This window comes from Parafrankia colletiae (assembly GCF_001854655.1).
GTDB classification, from domain to species: Bacteria; Actinomycetota; Actinomycetes; order Frankiales; family Frankiaceae; genus Parafrankia; species Parafrankia colletiae.
This window is the reverse complement of record NZ_MBLM01000171.1, coordinates 1-22,597: the sequence shown is the minus strand read 5'-3', so window position 1 is coordinate 22,597 and position 22,597 is coordinate 1. Positions and strand designations below refer to the sequence as shown.

At 74.5% G+C, this 22,597-nt stretch carries 15 protein-coding genes and 1 pseudogene; 9 read left to right on the top strand and 7 right to left on the bottom strand.

Going from position 1 to position 22,597, the window contains the following annotated elements; genetic code table 11:
* Nucleotides 1–79 precede the first annotated feature (79 nt).
* Entirely contained in the window at nt 80–502 is a 423-nt protein-coding gene (locus tag CC117_RS31995) for a DUF3499 domain-containing protein (protein WP_071091598.1), read from the bottom strand.
* A 363-nt stretch (nt 503–865) separates the two neighbouring features.
* On the opposite strand from CC117_RS31995, the gene CC117_RS31990 reads away from it, so the two are divergent.
* Both CC117_RS31990 and manA read left to right on the top strand, forming a co-directional pair.
* The gene (locus CC117_RS31990) at nt 866–1,258 is read left to right on the top strand and encodes a metallopeptidase family protein (protein ID WP_071091625.1); all 393 of its coding nucleotides are present in this window, start codon (nt 866–868) and stop codon (nt 1,256–1,258) included.
* A 71-nt stretch (nt 1,259–1,329) separates the two neighbouring features.
* Complete coding sequence (gene manA, locus CC117_RS31985; RefSeq protein ID WP_084133094.1) at nt 1,330–2,874, top strand: mannose-6-phosphate isomerase, class I; 1,545 nt, start codon at nt 1,330–1,332, stop codon at nt 2,872–2,874.
* An 88-nt stretch (nt 2,875–2,962) separates the two neighbouring features.
* Here the strand turns inward: manA and CC117_RS31980 are convergent, their stop codons facing one another.
* The 5 genes from CC117_RS31980 to CC117_RS31960 form a co-directional block, all read right to left on the bottom strand.
* On the bottom strand, nt 2,963–4,591 hold the full coding sequence (locus CC117_RS31980) for a DUF5719 family protein (protein WP_071091596.1): 1,629 nt from the start codon (nt 4,589–4,591) through the stop codon (nt 2,963–2,965).
* Nucleotides 4,581–7,781 (bottom strand): glycosyltransferase, encoded by a 3,201-nt coding sequence (locus tag CC117_RS31975; RefSeq protein WP_198542059.1) that lies wholly within the window; start codon nt 7,779–7,781, stop codon nt 4,581–4,583. Before CC117_RS31975 ends, CC117_RS31980 begins: the two co-directional genes overlap by 11 nt.
* Nucleotides 7,782–8,168: 387 nt before the next feature.
* Nucleotides 8,169–8,786: a WhiB family transcriptional regulator gene (locus tag CC117_RS40770; RefSeq protein ID WP_071091592.1), complete on the bottom strand. Its 618-nt coding sequence runs from the start codon at nt 8,784–8,786 to the stop codon at nt 8,169–8,171.
* Between the two features lie 445 nt (nt 8,787–9,231).
* On the bottom strand, nt 9,232–12,138 hold the full coding sequence (locus CC117_RS31965; RefSeq protein ID WP_084133093.1) for a bifunctional FO biosynthesis protein CofGH: 2,907 nt from the start codon (nt 12,136–12,138) through the stop codon (nt 9,232–9,234).
* An 88-nt stretch (nt 12,139–12,226) separates the two neighbouring features.
* A complete protein-coding gene (locus tag CC117_RS31960) occupies nt 12,227–12,523 on the bottom strand; it encodes a hypothetical protein (protein ID WP_071091589.1) in 297 nt (98 codons plus the stop codon).
* A gap of 193 nt (nt 12,524–12,716) precedes the next feature.
* Here CC117_RS31960 and CC117_RS31955 point away from each other — a divergent pair, with 193 nt between their 5' ends.
* The 4 genes from CC117_RS31955 (at nt 12,717) to CC117_RS31940 (ending at nt 17,106) form a co-directional block, all read left to right on the top strand.
* Nucleotides 12,717–13,322 (top strand): TetR/AcrR family transcriptional regulator, encoded by a 606-nt coding sequence (locus CC117_RS31955; RefSeq protein WP_071091586.1) that lies wholly within the window; start codon nt 12,717–12,719, stop codon nt 13,320–13,322.
* A 163-nt stretch (nt 13,323–13,485) separates the two neighbouring features.
* Complete coding sequence (cofD, locus tag CC117_RS31950) at nt 13,486–14,568, top strand: 2-phospho-L-lactate transferase (RefSeq protein WP_071091583.1); 1,083 nt, start codon at nt 13,486–13,488, stop codon at nt 14,566–14,568.
* Between the two features lie 55 nt (nt 14,569–14,623).
* On the top strand, nt 14,624–16,117 hold the full coding sequence (locus tag CC117_RS31945; RefSeq protein WP_241830599.1) for a coenzyme F420-0:L-glutamate ligase: 1,494 nt from the start codon (nt 14,624–14,626) through the stop codon (nt 16,115–16,117).
* A gap of 110 nt (nt 16,118–16,227) precedes the next feature.
* The gene (locus CC117_RS31940; protein WP_071091580.1) at nt 16,228–17,106 is read left to right on the top strand and encodes a DUF3105 domain-containing protein; all 879 of its coding nucleotides are present in this window, start codon (nt 16,228–16,230) and stop codon (nt 17,104–17,106) included.
* Between the two features lie 21 nt (nt 17,107–17,127).
* Here the strand turns inward: CC117_RS31940 and dnaN are convergent, their stop codons facing one another.
* The gene (dnaN, locus tag CC117_RS31935) at nt 17,128–18,306 is read right to left on the bottom strand and encodes a DNA polymerase III subunit beta (protein ID WP_071091577.1); all 1,179 of its coding nucleotides are present in this window, start codon (nt 18,304–18,306) and stop codon (nt 17,128–17,130) included.
* A gap of 438 nt (nt 18,307–18,744) precedes the next feature.
* Between dnaN and CC117_RS31930 the strand changes: the two genes are divergently transcribed.
* The 3 genes and pseudogenes from CC117_RS31930 to CC117_RS36870 all read left to right on the top strand — a co-directional run.
* Nucleotides 18,745–20,112, top strand: a complete 1,368-nt coding sequence (locus CC117_RS31930) for an acyltransferase family protein (protein ID WP_241830597.1) — start codon at nt 18,745–18,747, stop codon at nt 20,110–20,112.
* Between the two features lie 226 nt (nt 20,113–20,338).
* Nucleotides 20,339–21,652, top strand: coding sequence for a septum formation family protein (locus CC117_RS31925; protein WP_241830596.1), 1,314 nt, complete (start codon nt 20,339–20,341; stop codon nt 21,650–21,652).
* 493 nt (nt 21,653–22,145) lie between these two features.
* Nucleotides 22,146–22,597 (top strand): annotated as a pseudogene (locus CC117_RS36870) (hypothetical protein); the annotation flags it as partial.

Here is a 22,597-nt window from a genome sequence, read left to right as displayed (position 1 = left end):
GATCGACCGGGTTGACCTTATCCGCACCCGGCGACAACAACACCAGCGCCTTGCCGGAGGGCGGATCGGCGTGCGCCGGTCAGGACGGGCTCGGGACGGCGCGCAGGTGCCCGCGCCGGCCGCCGGGCGGACCCGGCGGCATGGACCCACTGGGCCCGGTGGCCCCTCCGGACCCGTTGGGCCCGCTGGGGCCACTCGGAGCACCCGGGCCGCCGGGCGGCTCGGGGCGGCGGGGTGTGGAGTCGCGCACCGCGTCGGCGAGCGCCTCGATGTCGTCGGACGTCTGCTCCTGCCCCGACGGTTGCTCGGCCTCGATCCGGACCACCGCCCACCCCAGCGGCACGGTCAGCCGGTCGGCATGGACCCCACACAGGTCGTAGGAGTGCGGCTCGACGAACGGCGACAGCGGACCGAGTACGGCGGTGGACTCCGCGTAGGCGTAGGTGAGCGTGGCGATCGCGGCCGCGGAACAGGCCGAGCGGGAGCAGCGCCGAGGCTTCACGTTCCGGACGGTAGACCCCGGAACGGGCGACGGCCACCACCGCCCGTCGTGTCGCGTACCGGCAGAGGTCACTGTGACGCAGCGCTTATCACTCGGTTGCTCCACGCACACAATTACACCAGAACGGCGCACACACTTCGACCGAAACCGCCTTCTGACGTCGTGTCGCTCCTGGTCGGGTACCCCTACGTGGGGGGTACCGGGCTGGTGGGGCCCCATCGCGCCGCCGCCGCTGTGATCGTCCGACGGAAACGGCGTTACTCTGTCACRATGGCCGAACCCGCCAGGACGCCCGAAGTGCGTTTCCCCACGGCCACGCGCCCCATCCCACCCCGCCGGCGGCGGGACCGCCGCGGCCGCGGCATGCGTGGCACGCTCCTACCCCCCGACGTGCCCGCCTACGCCACCCGCGGTGAGCGCTTCGACGACCTTGTCCTGGACGCTGTCGAGCACCTGGACCACAGATGGTCCGCCGAGCTGGCCGACGTCGAGTTCGCCGTCGAGGACGTCCCGCCGGTCAGTCTGACCGATGACAGCATTCCGCTGGCCTCCTACCAGCCGGCGTCCGGACGGGGCCGCTCCGCGACCCCGCAGCGCATCGTCGTCTACCGGCGTCCGCTGGAGGCCCGCGCCGTCATGCCCGAGGATCTCGCCGAGCTCGTCCTCGACGCGATCATCCATCAGGTGGCTGAGATGATGGACGTCGACCCCGCCGTGATCGACCCCGAAGGCCATGGCTGGAGCGACGAGGAGTAGACCCGTCGCGACATCCGCCCGACGCCGAACCAGAGCCGCTCACGACCGCCGAGGCGGGGACGGAGACACCTGTGACCATCGGGGAGAGCGCGCCGACCAGCACCGCGGGCACCGACAGCACGGAGACCCGCGGCCGGCTCACCAGCACGGTCGGCGCAGGCACCACCAGCGGCACTACCAGTGGCACCACCAGCACGACGACGGGCGCCGGACCGCGGCCGCACCGGGCCTCGGTCCGCGTCCTGGAGCTGCACGGTCAGTCCCAGCGCTACGCCTGGGGCTCCTCCACCGCGATCCCGGAGCTGCTGGGCGTTCCCGCTGACGGCGAGCCCGTCGCCGAGCTGTGGCTCGGCACCCATCCGCAGGCTCCGGCCGAGGTGGTCGAGGCCACCGGTCCGCAGCACGGAGCCGGGGCGGCGGGCACGGCCACGAGCACCGCGGGCGCACGGGCGCGTGCCGGTGTCACAGGCGGGCCCGGTGTCGTAGCCGGGGCCGACACCGCCGGGACCGACACCGCCGGGACCGACAAGGCGGCGAGCGACACGGCGGCGGCCGTTGCCACCGGGCCGGGGCAGCCGTCGCGGCGGCGGCCGGCCGGCCTCGGTACCCGCCGGGCGGCGGCCGACCTGGTCGGCGAGCTGCCCTTCCTGCTGAAGGTGCTCGCCGCCGACAAGGCCCTGTCGCTGCAGGTCCATCCCGACCTCGCCCAGGCCCGCGCCGGGTTCGACGCCGAGCAGGCCGCCGGGATCAGCATGGGTGACCCGCGGCGTCGCTACCGCGACCGCAACCACAAGCCCGAGCTGATCGTGGCGCTGACGCCGTTCCGGGCCCTCGCCGGCATCCGCGCACCTGCCGCGACACTCGCGATCGCGCGCGGGCTGGGCCATCCGGGACTGATGGCGGCGTTCGCGCCGCTGGCGACCGACCCGTCCGGTGGTGCCACCCAGGTCCTGCGCAGCCTGCTCACGCTCCCGCCCCAGGCGGGTGTCGACCTCGCCGCCGGTGTGGTGAGTGCCGCCGAGCGGGTCGGCCCGGGCGCCGACGAGGAGCTGCGCCGCGCCGCCGACCTCGTCCGGCTGCTCGCCGCGACCCACCCGGGTGACGTCGGCATCGCCGCGGCACTGCTGCTCAACGATGTCACGCTGCAGCCGGGTGAGGGGCTGTTCCAGCCGGCGCGGCTGCTGCACGCCTACGTCCAGGGTGTCGGCATCGAGATCATGGCCACCTCGGACAACGTGCTCCGGGGCGGGCTGACCCCCAAGTACATCGACGTCAACGAGCTGCTGCGGATCCTCGACCCGAGGCCCACCGGCGCACCGGTCCTGCGGCCGCGGACCCTGGCGACCGGTCCGGGGGGCCAGCTGCGGACATGGCAGGCGCCGGTGAAGGACTTCGTCCTGCGGGAGGCGGTCTGCACGGGCGGTCCGGTGACCGTTCCCGACCCGTCCATCCTGCTGGCGGTGGAGGGGCAGGTCGTGATCACCGGCACGGACCGGGCGGGGCTGCCGCTGGAACCGATCACGCTGAACCGCGGCTGCTCGGCACTGGTGACCGGGCCGGCCACGCTGCAGCTCACCGGCACGGGCCGGGTCTTCGCCGCGGGCGCCCGCGCCTGACCCGCCCGCAGGTGGCCCACCCGCACCCGGCGCGGCCGGCGCGGCCGGACCCCGAGGCGCGCGGCCGTGGGCGTGGGCGTTCAGGTCGTCAATGCCGCTGTTCAGGAGACACAGCCGGGCCGACGAGAAGTCGAGGGTCAGCCACCGGAGCCGGGCCGGAGCGGTACCGCCACGCTCCGACGAGCGGAACCACCGCCGAGACCGTCCGCGGTACCGGCGCGGTCAGCGTGACGGCAGTCTGCGACACAGCCCCCGCCGGCGGGTCGACCGGCACCGGAAACAGCGGAATGTCCGCTGGCGCCGGGAAAACGCCCGCGCCCGGCGTGGGTGGCGTGGCCACCGGTGGGCTGGCTCCCAGCACCTGGGTGGCGACCAGTGTTCCGCCGGAACCGACGACCCGGGCACCTGTCCGGCCGGCCGGCAGCTCCGCGAGGACCGCCCGGCCCGCGCCGACGTCGACCCACGTGCCGTCGACCCAGGCGGTGGCCGCCCGGTCGGGCGCCACCAGGACCAGCGCACCCGCCGTCCACCTGGGGACCGGGGCCGCCGCGACCACCAGTCCGGGCGGTGCCGGCCCGGCCCCCATGCCCACCGGGTCGCCGGAGACCTGACCGGTCCAGCGCGGGCGCTCAGGCATGCTTCCGGCCACCCAGACCGGGTCGGGGCCGCCGCCGGCCAGCCTCAGCGCCGCGACGACACCGGTTCCGTCGGTTGACTCGACGAGCACGGCGGACGCCGTCGCCGGTGCCAGTGCGATCGGGCGGTGCACCGTCGTCCCGGCCGGGATTCTGACGGCTTCCAGGCCGGCCGGCACCCGCGCACCGGACGGGCTGAGCACGGTGACGCGCACTGTCGCGGCCCGGCCCGGCACCGCGATCACCAGGTCGGCTGCCGGCCCCCGCGTCTCCCGCACCGCCGCGGCCGGGGTGAGCAGACCCCCGACCAGCACCCGGGCGGCCGGTCCGGCGGTGGGCGGCACCGGGGTCGCCTTCTCCGGACCACTCCCGCTGGCGCGGTCGACCAGCCAGCTCAGGACCCGTCCCGCCGTGGTCCGGATGTCGATGGCGGTCGCGGCGGCCTCGGGGGCCAGTGCGGCGAGGCGCCGGCTCACCGTCCGGCCGGGCGGAATCGTGATCTCGGTGCGCGGCGACATCCCGTCCGGCGACACGACACCCACGTCAACCCGGGCGGGGCGCGGCCCGGCGTTCGTCCAGTACAGGACGGGGTCCCTGCCGGCGGCGGTGGACGGCCCGGCGAACCAGGTGTGCGCGCGCGGCTGCTCGCAGCGGGCACGCAACGGCCCTGCTCCCGACCCGGGCGACGTCACCGTGGCGGTGAGGCCGGCCGCCGCCTGGCCGGCCGCGACGAGCCGAAGCGGGCCGCCGCCGGTACGCCCCCCGGGCGACCGGCCTGCCGGGCCGGCGCCCGGGGGGAGGCGGAGCAGTTCGTCGTGCTGGCGATCGTCGTCGAGCAGCGCCGAGCCGCCCGACGGCTGGACCGCCCCGCCTGGCCCGGCGCCGCGCACCAGGTCGAGGAGCTGTGGGACCCGGCCGTCCAGGCCGAGGTCCGGGCAGAGCAGGGTCGCCGAGGTCACCGATCTCGGTGCCGCGGACGCCGACGTGCGCGGCACGGCGGTCGTCAGCACGGACGCGACGACCGCCGCCAGGCAGACCAGCCCGAACGCCACGGGCACCCGCCATCGCCGGTCAGGCCTCATCGCGGGCACCGCCTGGCAGCGGGGGCCGGCGCCGGTGTGCAGGTCGCACAACGGCCGCCAGCAGGCCGGTGGCCAGCACCACGCCCACGGCACCCGCGCCCGCGAGCAGCACGGCACGATGCCGGGTGTGGTCGTAGCCGACCTCGAGCAACCCGCCCCGGGCCGGCAGGACGAAGGACTGCGCCCAGCCATCCACCAGCGCCCTCGTCAGCGGGGCACCGTCCAGGGTCGCCCGCCAACCGGGATCGGCTGCCTCGGCGAGCACCAGGCGCCGGCCGGCCGCTCCCGCGGGGATTCCGACCGCCCCGGACAGCCCTGCGGGGCCCGGCCGCAGCCCGTCAAGCGGCACCCCGAGCCCAGCGGCCCCCGCAGAGCCGTCGGACGCCCCGGCGGGGAGGAGCCGGGCCCGTGCCGCCGGGTAGGCCCGGCCGGTCACGGGGTCCATCGGGCGCCACACCAGGACGCCCGAGCCGCGGCGGCCGCGCCAGAGGCCGTCCACCGAGTCCAGCGCCGCGACCAGGGACGGGTCGGTCGCGGCGGCCGGCATGACGACCGCGGTCACGCCGAACCCCGGGAGTCCGGCCGCGGCTCCGGGGACGCCCACCGACAGGTCGCCGACCAGGCGGGCAAGGACAGTGGACGCCGCCGAGGACCGGTCCGAAGTCGCGCCGGGGAGGCGGGGGCCCTCGTCCGCCGCCAGCGTGTAGACCATGCGGTCCGGAGCGGACCCGCGCAGGACGAGCACTCGCGCGCCTGGGCCGCCGGTCCTGGCCAGTGCGGTGACGGACCTGGTCAGGGTCTCGTCGCGCGGGACTGGCCGAGGCTGGGCGAGCGGGGCGGCGACGAGGAGGGAGCCGTACGCCAGCGCCCCCCCGACGAACAGGACACGAAGAGCCCACGAACCGCCGGGCGCGGATGCCCGCGCGATGCCGACGGCAACGAGCAGGCCGGCACAGGCCAGGCCGTACTGTGGGCCGACCCAGACTCCGGCGGAGCCGGCGGTGGCCACCACGGACGCTGATCCGTCCGGCCAGGCGCTCTCGAGGATGACCGCGAGCAGCACTCCGGCCAGCCCGGTGACGGCGAGCGCCCAGCCGGCGGCGGGCGTCGCGGTGCTGCCCGGCGCTGCCCCCGGGTCTGCTCCAGCCTCGCCGGTGGTCGAACGCCGGCCGCGGCCGCGCCGGGGAAGCCCGGCGAGCAGGCCGCCGGCGGCCACGACGAGGAACAGGGCGGTGGCCTCGCCTTCGCCGCCGGAGGCGCGGGCCACCAGGCCGCTGCGCTCCGATCCGGCCACGAGGGCGACGGACCCCCACGGCCCTGGCCCGCCCGCGACCAGGCCGGGCAGCAGCGGCGCCGACGCGGTCACGAGGACGGCGACCAGGCCGAACAGGGCGACCGGCAGTCGGGCGCCCGACCAGCCGCCCCCGCCGGAGCGGCTGCGCCGGACAGCCAGGAAGGCGACGGGCAGGACCACGAGCGCGACCGGTGCCAGGGTGGGAGCGCAGGCGAGGAGGACGGTCAGCCCGACCGCGAGGCGCCACGCCGGCCAGCCGGCCCGCCGCGGCGCGGGACGGCCGCGCACGACCTCGCCGCGCAGAACCTCATCGCCCGTGGCCAGGACCGCGGGAAGCACGGCCAGCGCCACGGCGGACTCGAACCGGCCGGCGATCACAGACCCTGCCATGGGCGGGGACATCGCGTAGAGCGCGGCCAGACCGGTCCTCAGGCGCCGGGAAGCGGTGATCCGCGCGGCGGCACGATGGGCGCTGCAGGCGGCCGCAGCGGGTGCCAGCGCGAGCAGGGCCAGGCAGACCGCGCCGGCGTCGAGGCCGACCGGGGCGGCGAGGGAGGCGAGGGCGGCGAGCCCTGGCGTCCACGGGGGCGCGGCACCTGGCCAGCCAAGCGTGCCGCCGACCGAGCTCTGCCATCCGGACCACGCAACGGACCACAGGTCGCGGGTGTCAGCGAGCATCGGCACCCCGCCGCCGGACGCATCCGGAGCGAGGCGACGAGCCATGACCCCGCCGACGACGAGCAGCAACACGATCAGGGCCACGAAGGCCCGGGACGGGGCGGCCGTACGCGCCGCCGGACGGGCGCTGACGCTGGAACTGGTGCTGAGGCCCCCGGCCAGAGAGGTCGCGCCGCGCCGGGTCGGCAGCAGGTGCCGGGCCGCGCGCCGGGGAACGGCGGCCGTCCGGGCTGCCCGCCGACGCATCCGCGCCAGTTCGCAGGGACCGGCCAGGACCGCGCCGACCACCCATACCTCGACCGCAGCCGAGCGCCAGCGCTGACCGGGCCGCGCCAGCCGGCCCCCAGCCCGCCCGAGGCCGGTCACGACCAGYGCCAGCAGGGCAAACGGCCACCAGATGGGCTGCGTCAGCGTCAGGCGCACCCGCACACCGGCGGCCCGGTCGGCCCGGCCGGCCCGGTCGGCCCGGTCGGCCCGGTCGGCCCGGTCGGCCCGGCCGGCTACTCGCGCACCTGCCCGGACCCGGACGGTCGCCCGGGGCACGGCGACCACGCGCAGACCGGCGCGCGCCGCGCGCAGACCCAGGTCGAGGTCGAGGCCCGCGGTCATGCCGGGAGCGAGGCCGCCCAGGCGTTCCCAGGCGGCCGCGCGGATCAGCATGCCACTGCAGGAGACCGCCAGCACGTCGCGAGCGGCGTCGCCGGGACCGGCGACGGACCGCGCCGCAGTTGGGACCCGCCGCCCCGCCCGGTCGACGGTGACACCGGCTTCGACAACGGTTCCGGCCCCACCGACGGCAATCAGTCTGGGCCCGAGGACCGCGGCGCTGCGGTCGACCCTGGCATAGGTGAGCAGGCGGTCGAGAGCGTCGTGGCCTGGCACGACCCCGTCGCCGAGCAGCCAGTAGAAGACGTCCGGCCGGTCAGGCTCACCGCCGGCCCGCATGGTTTCGTCGGCCCGGCCGCGTTGGCGCTGGGCCGCCTTGTCGAGCTTGACGGCGGCGGCGACCGCGGCACCGAAGGACGTCCCGGGCGGAAGGTCGAGGACCACGACCGGAACCGCGCCGCCCGCGTCCGCCGGCCCGGGTGGCTCACTCGGGTGCTCGGCGCCGGCGGGCCGGTGGGCAGGTGGCCGACCCGGCAGCTGATCGGATCCGGTGCGCTGTGCCGGAACGGAGTTCGGGGCCGCGGTCAGGACCCCACCGAGATGGGCCACCACGATCCGGTCAGGGGGACGTGCTGCCGCGGCAAGATCCGCCAGAGCCCGGTCCAGATCGGTATCGCCCGGGCCATGGCCGGCGGACGCACTCCGATCAGGCCCGCGCGAGGTGCGCGGTGCTGACTCGGTGTGCGGTGCTGACGGGGCATGTGGTGCTGACGGGATGCGCGGTGCCGACGGGGTGCCCGGCGGCAGCGGGGTGCGCGGCGAGAGCACGGTACCCGGCGCTGGTGGGGTGCCCTGTGCACTCCCACCTCGCCGGGTGACCATGATCGCAACGACCCGCTGGCCGGAACGAACGGCATCTCGGGGACGAATCGCCCGAGTGCCGCGGCCGGCGCCCCGCGTTGGTGTGGTCATCGCGGGCGCCGTCCGTGGGATCCGGCGTCAGACGGCCCGTCGGCGCTGCTTGCGCCGCTCACGCTCGGACATGCCGCCCCAGATCCCGAACCGCTCGTCGTTCTCCAGTGCGTACTCCAGGCACTCGACCCTGACCTCGCAGCCGGAGCAGATGCGCTTCGCCTCCCGGGTCGACCCGCCCTTCTCAGGGAAGAACGCCTCCGGGTCGGTCTGCGCGCACAGCGCCCGTTCCTGCCATTCCATCGCCTCGCCGAGCAGATCCCCGAGACCGATGTCGATGACCTCGGCGAGGGAGTCCACCAGCGCGCTGCTCGTGCGGGGCGCTGGCACCTCACCGGGGCGGACCAGCTCGCCGRCCCCGTCGTCATCGTCCTCGTCGAGGTCGTCCTCGAGATCGTCGACCTCGGCGTCATAGCCGGGCTCGACCAACCCGGGCCGGCCGCGGCCAGGCATGACCGGCGGCGCGACCGCCGCGGCGGTCGACCCGGCCGGCTGCGGGTGCGGCCCGGACACGAACGCCCCGGACACGGGGACCGGCAGCGGTGCCGCCTCGTGAGCGGCCTCCAGCACCGGTCCGGCGTGGTGCTCAGCGGGACGCTCGACGTCCGCCAGGACGGTGTGGACGCCCGCGTCGGTGTGCTCCATATGGACTCCTCCAGACCCGTCGCGGTGCGGTCGGCCACCCCCCGGACGCCGGCGCGCGGTGTCTTGGATCCACACCGACCGGACGTCGCCCTACCGCACGAGTCCCGCCGACGGGGGGAATGACACGCCGGTAATTACACGCGCCAGACTTGGCCGCGTCAACCCCACCGACGCAACATCTTCTACAACCAGCGATGAGACCATAGCTCACAGTCACTGGGGCTCGTCACAGAGGGTCCCCGCAGACCAACCCTCCAGTACGGAGAGTGACGATCCGAGGGGCGCACCTGGGGCTTTGGGTCTCGGCCCGCAGGGCGAACACCCCATAGCGGACGTCRAGATTCCCGGACATCCCACCCAAACCTACACCGATCACCAGGGCGGCCAGGTGGCACCCGAGGCCACGGTCACACTAGGTAGTGCCACAAACGAGCTGTGACGATCCTCAGGTCACGATGGCGAGCATGGTGCGCGCAGCGTCACCACGTGCGGTGACGAGGCGTTCCGAAGAGACCACACCGTAGGTAGTGGTCCGCTGCCGCGGGGGACGTCCGGCCGCCCCGGCAAGCTCCTCCAGCTCGGCGATCGAGCGGCGTGAGCCATGCTGCGACCCCGCCATTCGGCTGATCGTCTCCTCCATGAGGGTGCCTCCGAGGTCGTTGACCCCACCGGCGAGCACCTGGACGCACCCGTCCGTGCCGAGCTTCACCCACGAGCACTGGATGTTGGCGATCGCTCCGTGCAACAGGATCCGGGCCATCGCGTGCACCGCCCGATTCTCCTGAATGGTGGGGCCCGGTCGGGCCACCCCGGCCAGATAGATCGGCGAACTGTGGTGGACGAACGGCAGTGCGACGAACTCGGTGAAGCCGCCCGTCTCCTCCTGGATGCGGCGCAGCAGCCGCAGGTGCGCCACCCAGTGGGCCGGGGTGTCGACATGGCCGTACATCATCGTCGCCGACGACCGCAGGCCGACTCGGTGAGCCGCGGTCACGACCTCGACCCAGGCCGCCGCCGGCAGTTTGCCCTTGGTGAGCACCCAGCGAACCTCGTCGTCGAGGATCTCCGCGGCCGTGCCGGGAATGGAGTCGACACCGGCCTCCTTCGCCGCGGTCAGCCACTCCGCCACCGACAGGCCCGTGCGGGTGACGCCGTTCATGACCTCCATCGGCGAGAAGGCGTGCAGGTGCAGCCCGGGAGCCGCCTTCTTGATCTCGCGGGCCAGGTCGAAGTAGGCGTCGCCCGGCAGGTCCGGATGGATGCCGCCCTGGACGCAGACCTCGGTCGCGCCCACCGACCAGGCGTCGCGCGCCCGCGAGGCCACCTCGTCCAGCGAGAGGGTGTAGGCGTCGGCGTCGCCGCGGCGCTGGGCGAACGCGCAGAACCGGCAGCCCGTGTAGCAGACGTTGGTGAAGTTGATGTTGCGGTTGACCACGAAGGTCACGTCGTCGCCGACGGTCTCCCGGCGCAGGCCGTCGGCGAGGGCGCACAGCTCCTCCAACGCCTGGCCGGTCGCCCCGAACAGGGTGAGCGCGTCGGCGTCGGAGATCCCGGCCGGGTCGGCGCCCGCCCGCCGCAGGGCGGCAAGCAGCTCCGGCTCGGCCCTGGGCACCGCGCCCCGCGCCACCATCACCCCGCCCGCCGCTGCCGCCTCGGCCGCTGTCGCGTCGGCCGCTGTCACGTCGGCCGCTGTCACGTCGGCCGCTGTCACGTCGGCCGCGGCTGCCACCCCGGGCGTGGCGGTCTCGGCTGCCGCGGCCTCACCCGCATCCGGAGCCGCCTCGGCCGCCGCCGAACCGGAGCCGTAGACGCCGTCCACGCCGGTGCCCGCCGCCCGCACCTGCTCGCGCAGTGCCGCCCAGTCCCCGTACACCGAGTCGAAGTCGGAACGGGTGTCGGCGCGGCGGCCCTCGACGTCCACCGCGGTGTGCAGGTCGGTGCGGCCGCTGTCCCCCAGCCCGCCGTCGGGCTCCTGCCAGGGGCGCCCGGTGGGCCGCGCGCCCGGGGCGAGCAGCCCGTCCGGACCGGCCAGCGCCGCCACGTGCCCGGCGACCCGCGGGTCGATCCAGGGCTCCTCCAGATGGGTGGGGTGCACGGTGAGCCGCGGCCGAAGCGTGAACCCGGCCTCCTCGGTCACCGCCCGCAGGACGTCCAGATCCGGCCAGGGGCGTTCCGGGTTGACGTGGTCCGGAGTGACGGGAGAGACCCCGCCCCAGTCGTCGAGGCCGGCGGAGAGCAGCAGGGCGCACTCGGCGGTGTCGACGAGGTTCGGCGGTGCCTGCACCCGCATACCCGGGCCGAACACCAGTCGGGTCACGGCCACGGCCGCCGCGAGCTCCTCGGCACCGACGTCCGGCGCTCCGCGCATCGCGGTGTCGTCCTTGGCCCGGAAGTTCTGGACGATGATCTCCTGGATGGAGCCGTACTCACGGGCGACCCCGCGCAGCGCGAAGATCGTTTCGGCCCGCTCGGCGACGGTCTCCCCGATGCCGAGCAGCAGGCCGGTGGTGAACGGGACGGACAGCCGGCCCGCGTCGGCGAGCACCCGCAGGCGCACCGCCGGGTCCTTGTCCGGCGAGCCGTGGTGGGCACCGCCGGGCGTGGACCACAGGCGGGTGGCGGTCGTCTCCAGCATCATGCCCATCGACGGCGCGACGGGCTTGAGGCGAGCCAGCTCCGCCCAGCTCAGCACCCCCGGGTTGAGATGCGGGAGCAGCCCGGTCTCCTCCAGCACGGCGATCGCGACCGCGCGCAGGTAGCCGAGCGTCGAGTCGTAGCCCTGGGCGTCGAGCCACTCGCGCGCGGCCGGCCACCTGTCCTCGGGGCGGTCGCCGAGGGTGAACAGCGCTTCCGCGCAGCCGGCCGCGGCGCCGGCGCGAGCCACCTCGAGCACCTCGTCCACGGTCAGGTAGGGCGCCGGGAGCCGGTGCGGGACGGTCGCGAAGGTGCAGTAGTGGCACCTGTCCCGACACAGCCGGGTCAACGGGATGAAGACCTTGGGTGAATAGGTGACAACACCGGGCCGCCCGGCGGAGACGAGCCCGGCGTCCCGGACGCGCGCGGCGGAGGCGCACAGATCGGTGAGGTCCGCGCCGCGGGCGGCCAGCAGGATCGCCGCCTCGGTGACGTCCAGGGTCGCGCCGTCGCGGGCCCGGCGCAGCGCCCGCCGCATCGCGCTGACCGACGGCACGGCGGCGGCAGCGACGGCGGCAGCGACGGCGGCAGGCGCGAAGGCGACGGACGGCGCGGCGGCGGAGGCCGGCGGCGGTTCCGGGCGGTGTTGGCGACCGGGGGTGGGAGTGATCGTCTCCCCGGCTGGTTCTCCGTCCGGTACCGCCGCCGTACTCGTCATGCGCTCACCCTGGGTAGATGGTCGTCTGGTTGTGGGATCCGACTGGCCGTGGAACGCGGCTGGTCGGCTGGTTGTGCCCCTGCCGGGGTCAGGCGGTGCTGCCGCCGCGGGCGCCGCGGGCGCCGCTCCGCCCGGGGGCGGCCGGCCGGAGTCGGTCGAGGGTTCCGATCAGCAGGTTCGTACGCCTGCGGGCAGCCAGGCGGTCGGTCCGCGCACTGCCCGCGGACGGCGCGCCGCCCCGCAGATCGGCGTGCCGGGCGGCCGCGACCTGCGGGGCCCGGACGCCGGCGAGGGCGCGGTTCAGGGAGGCGGAGAGGGCTTCGAGGCTCTTGGGGGTACGGGTGCTGGTGCTGCTGGTGGCCCGTGTGTTCCTGATCGCGGACATGGAGGTCCTTCCGGCGACGTGAAGAGCTGTGTCCATCTCACAGCCCTCTCTAACCAGAATCAAGAGATGGCAGCTTCGCGCCGCGATCGTCACAGCAGGCAACTGCCAGGAGACGCGGCGTACCGGGCCGGGTGAAGGTGCCGGTACACGACAATTCCCTCCTCCCCCGGGCCGTGGTCGTTACCCTGATCAGGTGCCACGTAACCGCCAGGAGGTCCCGCGCGAGGAGCGGATCGACGCGCTGCTTGCCGTCGCCGAGCAGCAGTTCCTCGCCCGCGGGTTCGCCGGTACCTCCATCGCCGAGATCGCCCGCGCCGCCGGTATCGAGCCCGGCTCGGTCTACTGGTACTTCCGGTCCAAGGACCATGCCTTCGCCGCCGTCCTGAACCGTCTGCTCGACGGCGAGACGGAGCGCATCGCCCGGCTTCCCGACGAACCGGCCCAGAAGCTGTTCGCGGCGCTGGACTCCGTCGAGCGGCGGCGGACCCTGCACCCCTGTGTCGCGGAGCGGGCGCCGCACGCCCCGCCGATCATGGAGTACCACGAGCGGCTGCACGAATGGCTGCACGGGCTCGCGCTGAGCGCGGTCGCCGACCTGGTACCCGAGCCCGACCGCGAGATCGCCGCGGACGCCGTGGTGGCGACGATCGAGGGCGGCCTGGCCAACCCGGCGCCGTCCCGGCCGACCAGCCACCTCGTCCGCTACCTGCTGGCCGCACTGGCCACCACCCGGACCTCCCCGGCACCCGCAGCCGCACCGGCGCCCGTGCCGGAACCACTGGACGCCGTCCCCCACTGACCGATCCGCAGTGGCCACCCCCGCAGACCGCACCGCCTGACGCCACTGAGCGCCTTGGGTGGCACCTTGGGCTGCCCCGTTCTCGCCACCGCTGTCCGGCGGTGGACGCCGGGCGGGCAAGCCGTGCCGCGTAGGTGCGAATTGCGGGTGGAAGGATGGCCCGGTGAGGGTTACCGCACTGGCTGGTGGCATCGGTGGCGCACGGTTCCTGTCCGGGCTGCGGGCAGCCCGGCCGGACGCGGAGATCACCGTGATCGGCAACACGGGTGACGACATCACCCTGCACGGTCTGCGCATCTGTCCCGACCTGGACACGGTGATGTACACCCTGGGCGGCGGGATCTCCGCCGAGCGCGGCTGGGGCCGCGAGGACGAGTCCTTCGTGGTCTCCAGCGAGCTGGCCGCCTACGGGGTGGGCCCGAGCTGGTTCGGCCTCGGTGACCGCGATCTGGCCACCCACCTCGTCCGCACCCAGATGATCGACGCGGGTTACAAGCTCTCGGACGTCGTCACCGCGCTGTGCGACCGGTGGCAGCCCGGCGTCCGACTGCTGCCGATGTCGGATGACCGCGTCGAGACCCATGTGATCATCAACGATGACCAGGGGCGTCGCGCCGTGCACTTTCAGGAGTGGTGGCTGCGGATGCGGGCGCAGGTGCCGGCCGAGGCGATCCTCTCGGTCGGCGCCGCCGAGTCGACCCCGGCGCCCGGGGTGCTCGACGCCATCGCGGACGCCGACGTCGTCCTGATCGGCCCGTCCAACCCGGTGGTCTCGATCGGGACGATCCTGTCGGTGCCMGGCATCGCGGACACCCTGCGGGTGACCCTCGCCCCCGTGATCGGCGTCTCCCCGATCATCGGCGGTGCGGCGGTGCGCGGCATGGCGGACGCCTGCCTGAAGGCGATCGGGGTGGAGACCTCGGCCCGCGCGGTGGGCGCCCACTACGGCGGCCGGCACCGGGTCGGCGTCCCGGCGGACGACAGCGCCGGGGCCCCGGCGGACGCCACGGCGGGCAGCCCGGAAGGCGGCGCGCCGGACGGCGGCAAGGGCACCTCCGGGGGCACGGAGCGGGAGGTTGGTCACGGTCTGCTGGACGGTTGGCTGGTTGACGTCGTGGATGCCGCGATCGCGGCGGACCCGGAGGCCGTACCCGGAGCTACCGTGAAGGCCGTACCGCTTCTCATGACCGATCTGGAGGCCACTGTGGCGATCGTGGAGGCGGCACTGGAGCTCGCCGGTGTCTGAGCTGTCCGCACCGGACCCGTCGGCGGCAGGCCCGCCGGACGAGGTGCCGTCGACAATGGGGCCGTCAACGCTGGGAACCCCCGCGCTGGGGACTCCGGCTCCCCCGGACGGGCCACCGGCAGGGTCACTGGCCGGGGATGCCGGGCACCGGCAGGTGCCCGCGGAACCGGCCCCGCCGACACCTACCGACTCCGCGCGCCCGGAGGTGCCGGCGGCGCCGGCCGGCCCGGAGCCGGCCGCGGGTGAGGGGCTCCGGATCCTGCCGTTGCGTGGGATCGGCGAGGTCCGTCCCGGCGACGACCTGGCGGAGGTGATCGCCGCGGCCTCCCTCGCCGGCGAGCGACTTCGTGACGGTGACACCCTCGTCGTGACGTCCAAGATTGTTTCCAAGGCCGAGGGCCGGCTGCTCCAGATCGAGGGTGACCGGGAGGCTGCCCGACAGGCCGCGATCGACGCCGAGTCGGTCCGCGAGGTGGCACGGCGCGGGCCGACCCGCATCGTCGAGACCCGGCACGGGCTGGTGCTGGCCAGTGCCGGCGTGGACGCCTCGAACATCACCAAGGACTCGATCGCGCTGCTGCCGGTCGACCCGGACGCGAGCGCCCGCGCTCTGCGCAGCGGCCTGCGGGAGCGGCTCGGCGTCGACGTCGCCGTGATCATCAGTGACACCGCCGGGCGACCGTGGCGGCGCGGGCTGACCGACATGGCTGTCGGGGTGGCCGGGATGGCCGCGCTGCGCAGTCACATCGGTGACGTCGACAGCTACGGCAACGAGCTCGGCATGACCGAGATCGCCGAAGCCGACGAGCTGGCCGCCGCGGCCGACCTGGTGAAGGGCAAGCTCGGCGCGACGCCGGTGGCGGTCGTGCGCGGGTTCGGRCATCTGCCGGACGACGGGGTGGGCGCGCGGGCGATGGTCCGCCCGTCCGCCGAGGACATGTTCCAGCTCGGGACGACCGAGGCCCGCCGGTCGGCCCCGTTCGCCCGCCGGACGGTGCGGGAGTTCACCGACGCCCCGGTGGACCCGGCCGCCGTCCGCCAGGCGATCGCGGCGGCGATCACCGCGCCGGCTCCGCACCACACGACGCCGTGGCGGTTCGTCCTCGTCGACGCCCGCCGGCACGCCCTGCTCGACGCGATGGCCCTGGCCTGGACCGACGACCTGCGCCGCGACGGCTTCGACGAGGACTCCGTGAGCCGTCGGCTGCGGCGCGGCGACGTGCTGCGCCGGGCCCCCGTCCTGATCGTGCCGATGATGGTCATGGACGGGTCGCACGCGTACCCGGACGAGCGCCGCTCCCGCGCCGAGGAGCGCATGTTCACCGTGGCGGTCGGCGCGGCCGTGCAGAACCTGCTGGTCGCGCTGGCAGCGGAGGGCCTGGGCTCGTGCTGGGTGTCCTCCGCGCTGTTCTGCGGCGATGTCGTCGCCGACACGCTCGAGTTGCCGCGCACCTGGACGCCGATGGGGGTCGTCGGGGTCGGTCATCCCGCCGCGCCCGCCCTGCCCCGGCCGGCCCGGGATGTCACGGCCTTCCTGCTGGAACGATGATCTTCAGGCGGCCGCGATGACCCCGGCGGCCGCCGACCGTGCCGCCCGACAGCGAGTCGGGCGGACCGGGTGTGCCAGGCCCGGTTCGACACTTCGTAGGATCGGACACCGTGGGAAAGAAGAGTGTCGCGCGTAACGCCCGTCTGGATCAGCTCCGTCAGGAGCAGAGGCGGAAGGAACGCCAGCGCGCCCTGCTGATCTACGGGACGTCCGGCTTCGTGGCCATCGCGATCCTCGCGGGGATCATCATCTACAGCGTCATCGACAACCGGTCGAAAAGCGAGGAACGCAAGGTCGGCTACGTGGCGGCGGCCAGCCCCGCGGCGACGGCCGCCGGCTGCACCGGCATCCGCAACGACGAGTCACGGGGCAACACGCACGTCGGGACGACGGAGACCGTCGACTACCAGGACATCCCGCCGTCGTCCGGCAGCCACGACGCGGACCCGCTGCCCGACGCGATCCGCTTCTACAACCCCGACTCGGGCATCCGCGTCGAGCGCGCCGTCCACAACCTGGAACACGGCTTCGTCGTCGCCTGGTACGACAGCGAGCTGCCCGACGACCAGGTCGAGACCCTGCGCACCGCGGCCAACGAAGCCGGCAACCGCTTCATCGCGGTGCCCTGGACGCGCGAGGCGTTCGCTGGCAACCAGCACTTCGTTCTCACCGGCTGGGACCGGACGCAGCGTTGCACCAGCGTCTCCGCGGACGTGGTGAAGGAGTTCGTCACGAAGTGGGCGAACCCGCCGGCGGAGGGTGCGACCTGGGACTCGCCCACCGCGTCGGAGTCGGGCCTGGCCGGCGGAACGCTGAACGTCACCGCGGACGGTCCCCTCGACGCGGCCGCCGCCGGCGGCATCGCGCCCGGCAGCGGGACGATGAGCACCACGCCGCCCAGCCCGGCCGGCGCCACGGACGGCACCGGTACGCCGGCGGCGGACGGGGGCAGCGCGCCGAACCCGGCCGACGACCCCGCCGCCCGCTGACCGGGATCGCGCGGCGCGGGGTCAGGACGCCGGGGACGTCCCGGTGCGGATCGGCATGAGCAGGTAGCGGTAGTCCTCTCCGTCGTCCTTGCCGGTCAGGACGGCGGGCTTGCTGGAGGCGATCGTCGGGTCCGCCGTGGCGAACCCGACGATCGCCTCGTCCCCCTCGACCGCGGCCAGGCCGTCGAGCAGAAACGCGGGATTGAACAGCACCGACAGCTCAGGGCCGGAGTACTCGACCGGCACCAGCTCGCTGGCCTGCGCACCGCCGCCGTCACCGGCCTCGGCGACGACCTGACCGGCCGAGAAGGTGAACCGCAGCGGCGCCGTCCTGGTGGCCACCAGCGCGACCCTGCGCACCGCCGCGGCGARCACCGCCGTCTGCGCCGTGACCGTGAGCTCTGACTCCTCCGGCAGCAGCCGGCGATAGTTCGGGAACGTGCCGTCCAGCAGCCGCATGATCGTCTGCCGGCCGTTGACCGACAGGCCGAACCGGGCGACGCCGCTGTCGTCGGCGCCCATCCCGAGCGCGATCCGCGACGCGGTGGTCGGCAGCCGGGCGAGGTCGGCGAGCAGCCGGGCCGGCACATGCGCGACGGCCTCCGGATCCTCCACCGTGGGCTGCCACGGGATCGTGCGCACGGCGAGCCGGTAGCGGTCGGTGGCGACCAGGGTCAGCCCGCCGCGGGCGATCTCCAGGCGCACGGCGGTGAGCACGGCGAGGGCGTCGTCCCGGCCGGCGGCGGGGGCGACCTGCGCCACGGCCGCGGCGAAGCCGAGGGTGTCGACCTCGCCAAGCGGCGGCGGGAACTCCGGGAGCGCCGGGTAGTCCTCCGCGTCCAGGGTGGGAAGGCGRAACCTGGCGGCGCCRCACTCGATGATCATTCTGGCCCCGGTGGCATCCACGACGACCGGGGCGTCGGGCAGATTGCGCACGACGTCGGCCAGCAGCCGGCCCGGCACGACCGCCCGGCCGGCCTCGGTGACGACGGCCTCGACGGGTGCTCGGGCCGCCACCTCGCCGTCGAAGGCCGAGACGGTCAGCGCCGGAACAGGGCCCGCCGTGCCCGGCGCCGGCAGCGCCGCCTCCAGCAGCAGGCCGGTCAGCACCTGGTGGGAACCGCCCGCCGGCTTCGGCACGTAGCGGGCGGCCCAGCCCGTCACGTCGGCGAGTACGTCACGTTCCACGCTGAACCTCATGCTGGGATTGTCCCGCTGGTCAACGCGGAATCTGCGCATTCCGCAAACGCCCACTCCCGCCGCGCCGCCGCCCACCGCCGCCGTGACAGCCGCACATCGGCGCGCGGACGCGCACGGGGCCGGCCCGGCGCGCCCCGGCCGACGGCCACGGAGACCGCTGRCCGGCTCCGCCGCGGACCGGCCCGCAACTGTCCGGCAGGTCCCCCCGCGCGACGCCGCGGGAACGGGCCCGCCCGCCAAACCACGCGGGGGTCGTCGTTTCCGTGACTGTGCAGGATAGCCACGGCACAATGGTCAGGACCATTCCTGAGCACTTTCGGGCGTTCGCCGACACCACCTTCGAACAGGAGGTAAAGGCGGGTCTATCGTCCGGTGGCAGTGCCGTTCGAACCATTGGTGCCTGTGGGGGAAGTCGTGGCAACAGAACATGTAAGTGCCGTGCCGGCGCGATCGGTGCCGGGCATCGCCGGAGGCGGACCCGGCGGGCACAATCCCGCGCTGGACGGGTTGCGCGCGATCGCCGTGCTGACCGTGTTCTTCCACCATATGGACCTGGTTCCGGGCGGCTACCTGGGTGTCGACCTCTTCCTCGTACTCAGCGGCTTCCTCATCACCGGGCTGCTGCTGGCCGAACGCGACCGCGAAGGGTGGATCTCGCTGCGCGCCTTCTGGGCGCGCCGCGCATTCCGGCTCCTCCCAGCCTTCTACATCTTTGTAGCGGCCGGGATCCCGCTCGTCCTGATCGTCAAGGGCGCCGACGATCAATGGCAGTTCCTGCGCAACGCCCTTGCCGCCGTCTTCTACGTCGCAAATATCCAGCGAACGCTGAATCCGCCGGACAGCGGCGCATGGTTCGGGCATGTGTGGACGCTCTCGCTGGAGGAGCAGTTCTACCTGGTCTGGCCGGTGGCGTTGGTGCTGATCTGCCGCAGTCGCCGGCTGCGCAACCGCCTGCCCGAGATCCTGATCAGCGCGGTGCTCCTGGTACTGATCTGGCGCGAGGTCCTGATCTCCGCCGGCGTGTCGAATCTGCGCATCTACTACGCCCCGGACACCCGTGTCGACGCACTGCTCGTCGGCTGCCTGCTCGCCGTCTGGCGCTACGAGGCGGCGCGCGGCACCGTCACACGGCGGTTCGGGACGCCGCTCCTGGAACGGGTCGCCCGGTTCGGGCCGGCCGGGCTGCTGGCCGTCGTGGTCCTCTTCGCCGTCGGTCCCGACCTGACGGGCCCGCCGACCTGGCTGGCCCGCGGCGGGTACCTGCTCGTCGCGGTCCTTGCCGCGGTCGCGATTCTCGGCGCCGACCAGCGCCGCCCGGGGTGGTATCACCGTGCCCTCAGCTGCGCTCCCGCGTCCTGGGTCGGCCGGATCTCCTACAGCCTCTACCTGTGGCACTTCCCCGTGACGGGAGTCGCCAACGACTCGCTGGTCCCGCGCTTCGGCCGGGTCCCCTCGGCCGGTGCCGCTCTGGTCGTCAGCCTGGGGCTGGCCTCCGCCTCCTACTACCTGGTCGAACGCCCCGTCCAGCGCCGGCGCCCCGCCTGGGTGAACGCACGCGGGACGTCCGCGCGCCGGTCCCGCCCCGCCTTCGCGGGCGGCGGGGTGACCGGTCCGATCGGGGTGATGACCAGCGCTGCCGGGGCACCCGGCATGACAGGTGCGCCCGGCGGAGGCAGCCTCGCGAGCCCGGCCGGGGCGCCCGGTGCGGGAAGCGCGGCGGGGATGACGGGCGCGGCGAGCGCGGCAGGAGGCACCGGGCCGGCCGGCTCCGCCGGACCAGCGTCGCGCCCCGGTGCCGGTGCCTGATCCTGCTGGTACCGACCTGGTCCGGGGACGCGGCCTCTGCCCTACTATGAGCGGCCGCGCCGCCACCGGTAGCCGGACCGCTTCGTTGTGCATCCGTTCGCCGTCACGGGCTCGCCCGCTGTGCAGCAGGAGGCAACGGCCGATCTCGGGCCGACACGGGTGGCAGGTGCGGACGTCGCTGGTCCTCCGCGACGCCTCTGATCCCCGTGTCCAAGGAGTGGCCGGCGTGCCCGACGACAGCGCCCCCGCAGACGAAGCCGACGGACACCCGCGGCAGGACGGTGGTGCCACCGCCGCCCGCGAGGTGGGCGAACCCGACTCGCTCGCCGACCCGTTCGCCGACCTGGTGCTGGACGAGGCCTTCGTCTCGGCGGCGACGCGCTACGAGGCCCCCGCCCGGACCAGACAGGCCGTCGCCCGCTTCGCCCCGCTCGAGGATGCGCGAGCCCGGCGAGGCTCCGGGCCGGGCCGGGGGCGCCGCGGCGCATCCCGGCGGGCCGCCCGCACCGCCGCAGCCACATCTCGGCGTGCCGGCCCGCCTGGGCCGGCAGCGCAGGACCTCGGCCCGCCCTCGCGCTCCCGCGGGTACCTGATCCTGGCGGTTGTCTGCATCCTCCCGCTCGCGGGACTCATCTACCTCTTCGGGCAGTTGCCGACCGACGCCCCGCCGCGCACCACCATCACCACCGACAGCAGCACTCCGCCCGGCGGCTCGCCCGCAGCGGGCGGCGACGGCGACCTCGGGCCCGATCTGAGCCTCCCCCAGGCCCAGTGGAGAGCCGGYCGGTGCTACAGCTGGATCCAGTCCGCTCCCGAGTCCCCCGTCGACGACGTGCCCTGTGCCGGCGAGCACCTTTTCGAGGCGGCCGGGACCCTCGACATCTCCCCCGCCTTCCCCGGCGATCATCACTTCCCGTCCGGGACGGAGTGGGAGGCCATCGCGCACACCCACTGCGGCCCGGTCATCACGGCCTACCTCGGGTACCCGCTGGATCCCTTCGGCAGGTTTGTCGACAACATCATCAGACCGCGCCGGGCGGGCTGGGACGGCGGCGACCGGATCATCGTCTGCGGTCTGGCGTCAGCTGGCACCACGGAGGACGACGAGGGCTGGTACCCGCCGTTCGAAGGCGCTGTCCGCGGTGCCGACCAGGCACAGGTCCACGCACCTGGCACCTGTTTCCGGGACAGTGACGGGTCGTTGACGGTGGCCCCGTGCGACAGCCCGCACCACGCGCAGAGCGTCGGAAACGCACGACTGCCGGACACCTCCGACGGCCAGCCGCCCTCATCGGCGCTGTTCTCCGAACTGGCGGCCGCCGCCTGTGCCGCCTCGACCGCACCCTATCTGGGCCCGGGGCCGGCGGACACGGTGTTCCAGGAGAGCTGGCACCYCATCCGCGCGGAGAGCTGGYGGGCGGGAACCCRCACGACGACCTGCACCGTGCGGCTCGTGGACGCGAACGGCCAGCTCCAGGAGACGAGCGGGCTACTCGCCCCGGCCGGCGAACGTGAGGCAGCAGCCGGGGTCGCCGTGTGACTGCTCCCGGCCCCTCGTTCACCCTCCGGACGGATGAACGATGACACCTGTTTCCCGGCATCTGTTACCAAAGTAACAGCAATCCGGAGACAAGCCTTTTTGGTAGAAGCAAGTCAGAAGCATCTGACACAGTTCAATCTCGCGCTCTATCAACACCACGGCCGCACCACAGCACGGCCGCATCGAACGTCCCACAGAGGGTGATCGATCGTGCCCCGGGCCTGGTCCTGAACAGCACGTCTGCCCCACGCGCCCTGGCGTCCCACGGCCGGAACCCGGCCCGGTGGATGCTCCCGGACCCAGGAGGAAACCGCTGGTGAGTCGTCGTCCCCGACCTCATCAGCCTTCGGCGGACAGCGGCCCCGCCCTCACTCCGGACGGCACAGCACAGCGCCAGCGGGCAACGGCGTCAACTCCCTCCACGACGCGTGGCGCCTCCGAGTCCCCACCGCGCGGCGGAGGGCGTCATCGCCGGCCGAGGAACGGGCGTCCGGTGACCACCTCCCGGAGCGCCGGTGGATCGGTCGCGCAGGCCCCGGCCACCGGATCAACTCCGGCGGCCGGGACCGGGGCAGTCGCGGCGACGGCGGTACTCGGAGTGGTCCCGCCCGGTGGCTCCCGTACTGCCCCGACCGCGGAACTGCCGGCCGTGCCGGCCGCCCCTCGCGGTAAGGCGGGCAGCACCGGCGGGGCCAGCGGCACAGCCAGGGCCAGCGGCTCAGGCAACGCCGGCCGATCAGGTAAGGGCGGCCGATCGGGCAAGGGCGGCCGATCGGGCAAGGCCGGCAGGTCGGCGGGTGGCACGGGCGCGGCGCGGAACCGCGCGACGCAGCGCAACCGGCGGGCGGGTCTGGTGCGTACCGCGGCGCTGCCGACCGCCGTCACCGCCAGCCTGCTGTTCTTCTGCACCGCCGCCACCCCCGGCAGCAACACCGGCAGGAACCC

What these genes read in the sequence shown, in the direction of transcription:
- CC117_RS31990 (WP_071091625.1), top strand. Translation starts at nt 866, where the DNA reads ATGCGTGGCACGCTCCTACCCCCCGACGTGCCCGCCTACGCCACCCGC.
- CC117_RS31965 (WP_084133093.1), bottom strand. Translation starts at nt 12,138, where the DNA reads ATGACGAGTACGGCGGCGGTACCGGACGGAGAACCAGCCGGGGAGACG.
- CC117_RS31960 (WP_071091589.1), bottom strand. Translation starts at nt 12,523, where the DNA reads ATGTCCGCGATCAGGAACACACGGGCCACCAGCAGCACCAGCACCCGT.
- CC117_RS31980 (WP_071091596.1), bottom strand. Translation starts at nt 4,591, where the DNA reads ATGAGGCCTGACCGGCGATGGCGGGTGCCCGTGGCGTTCGGGCTGGTC.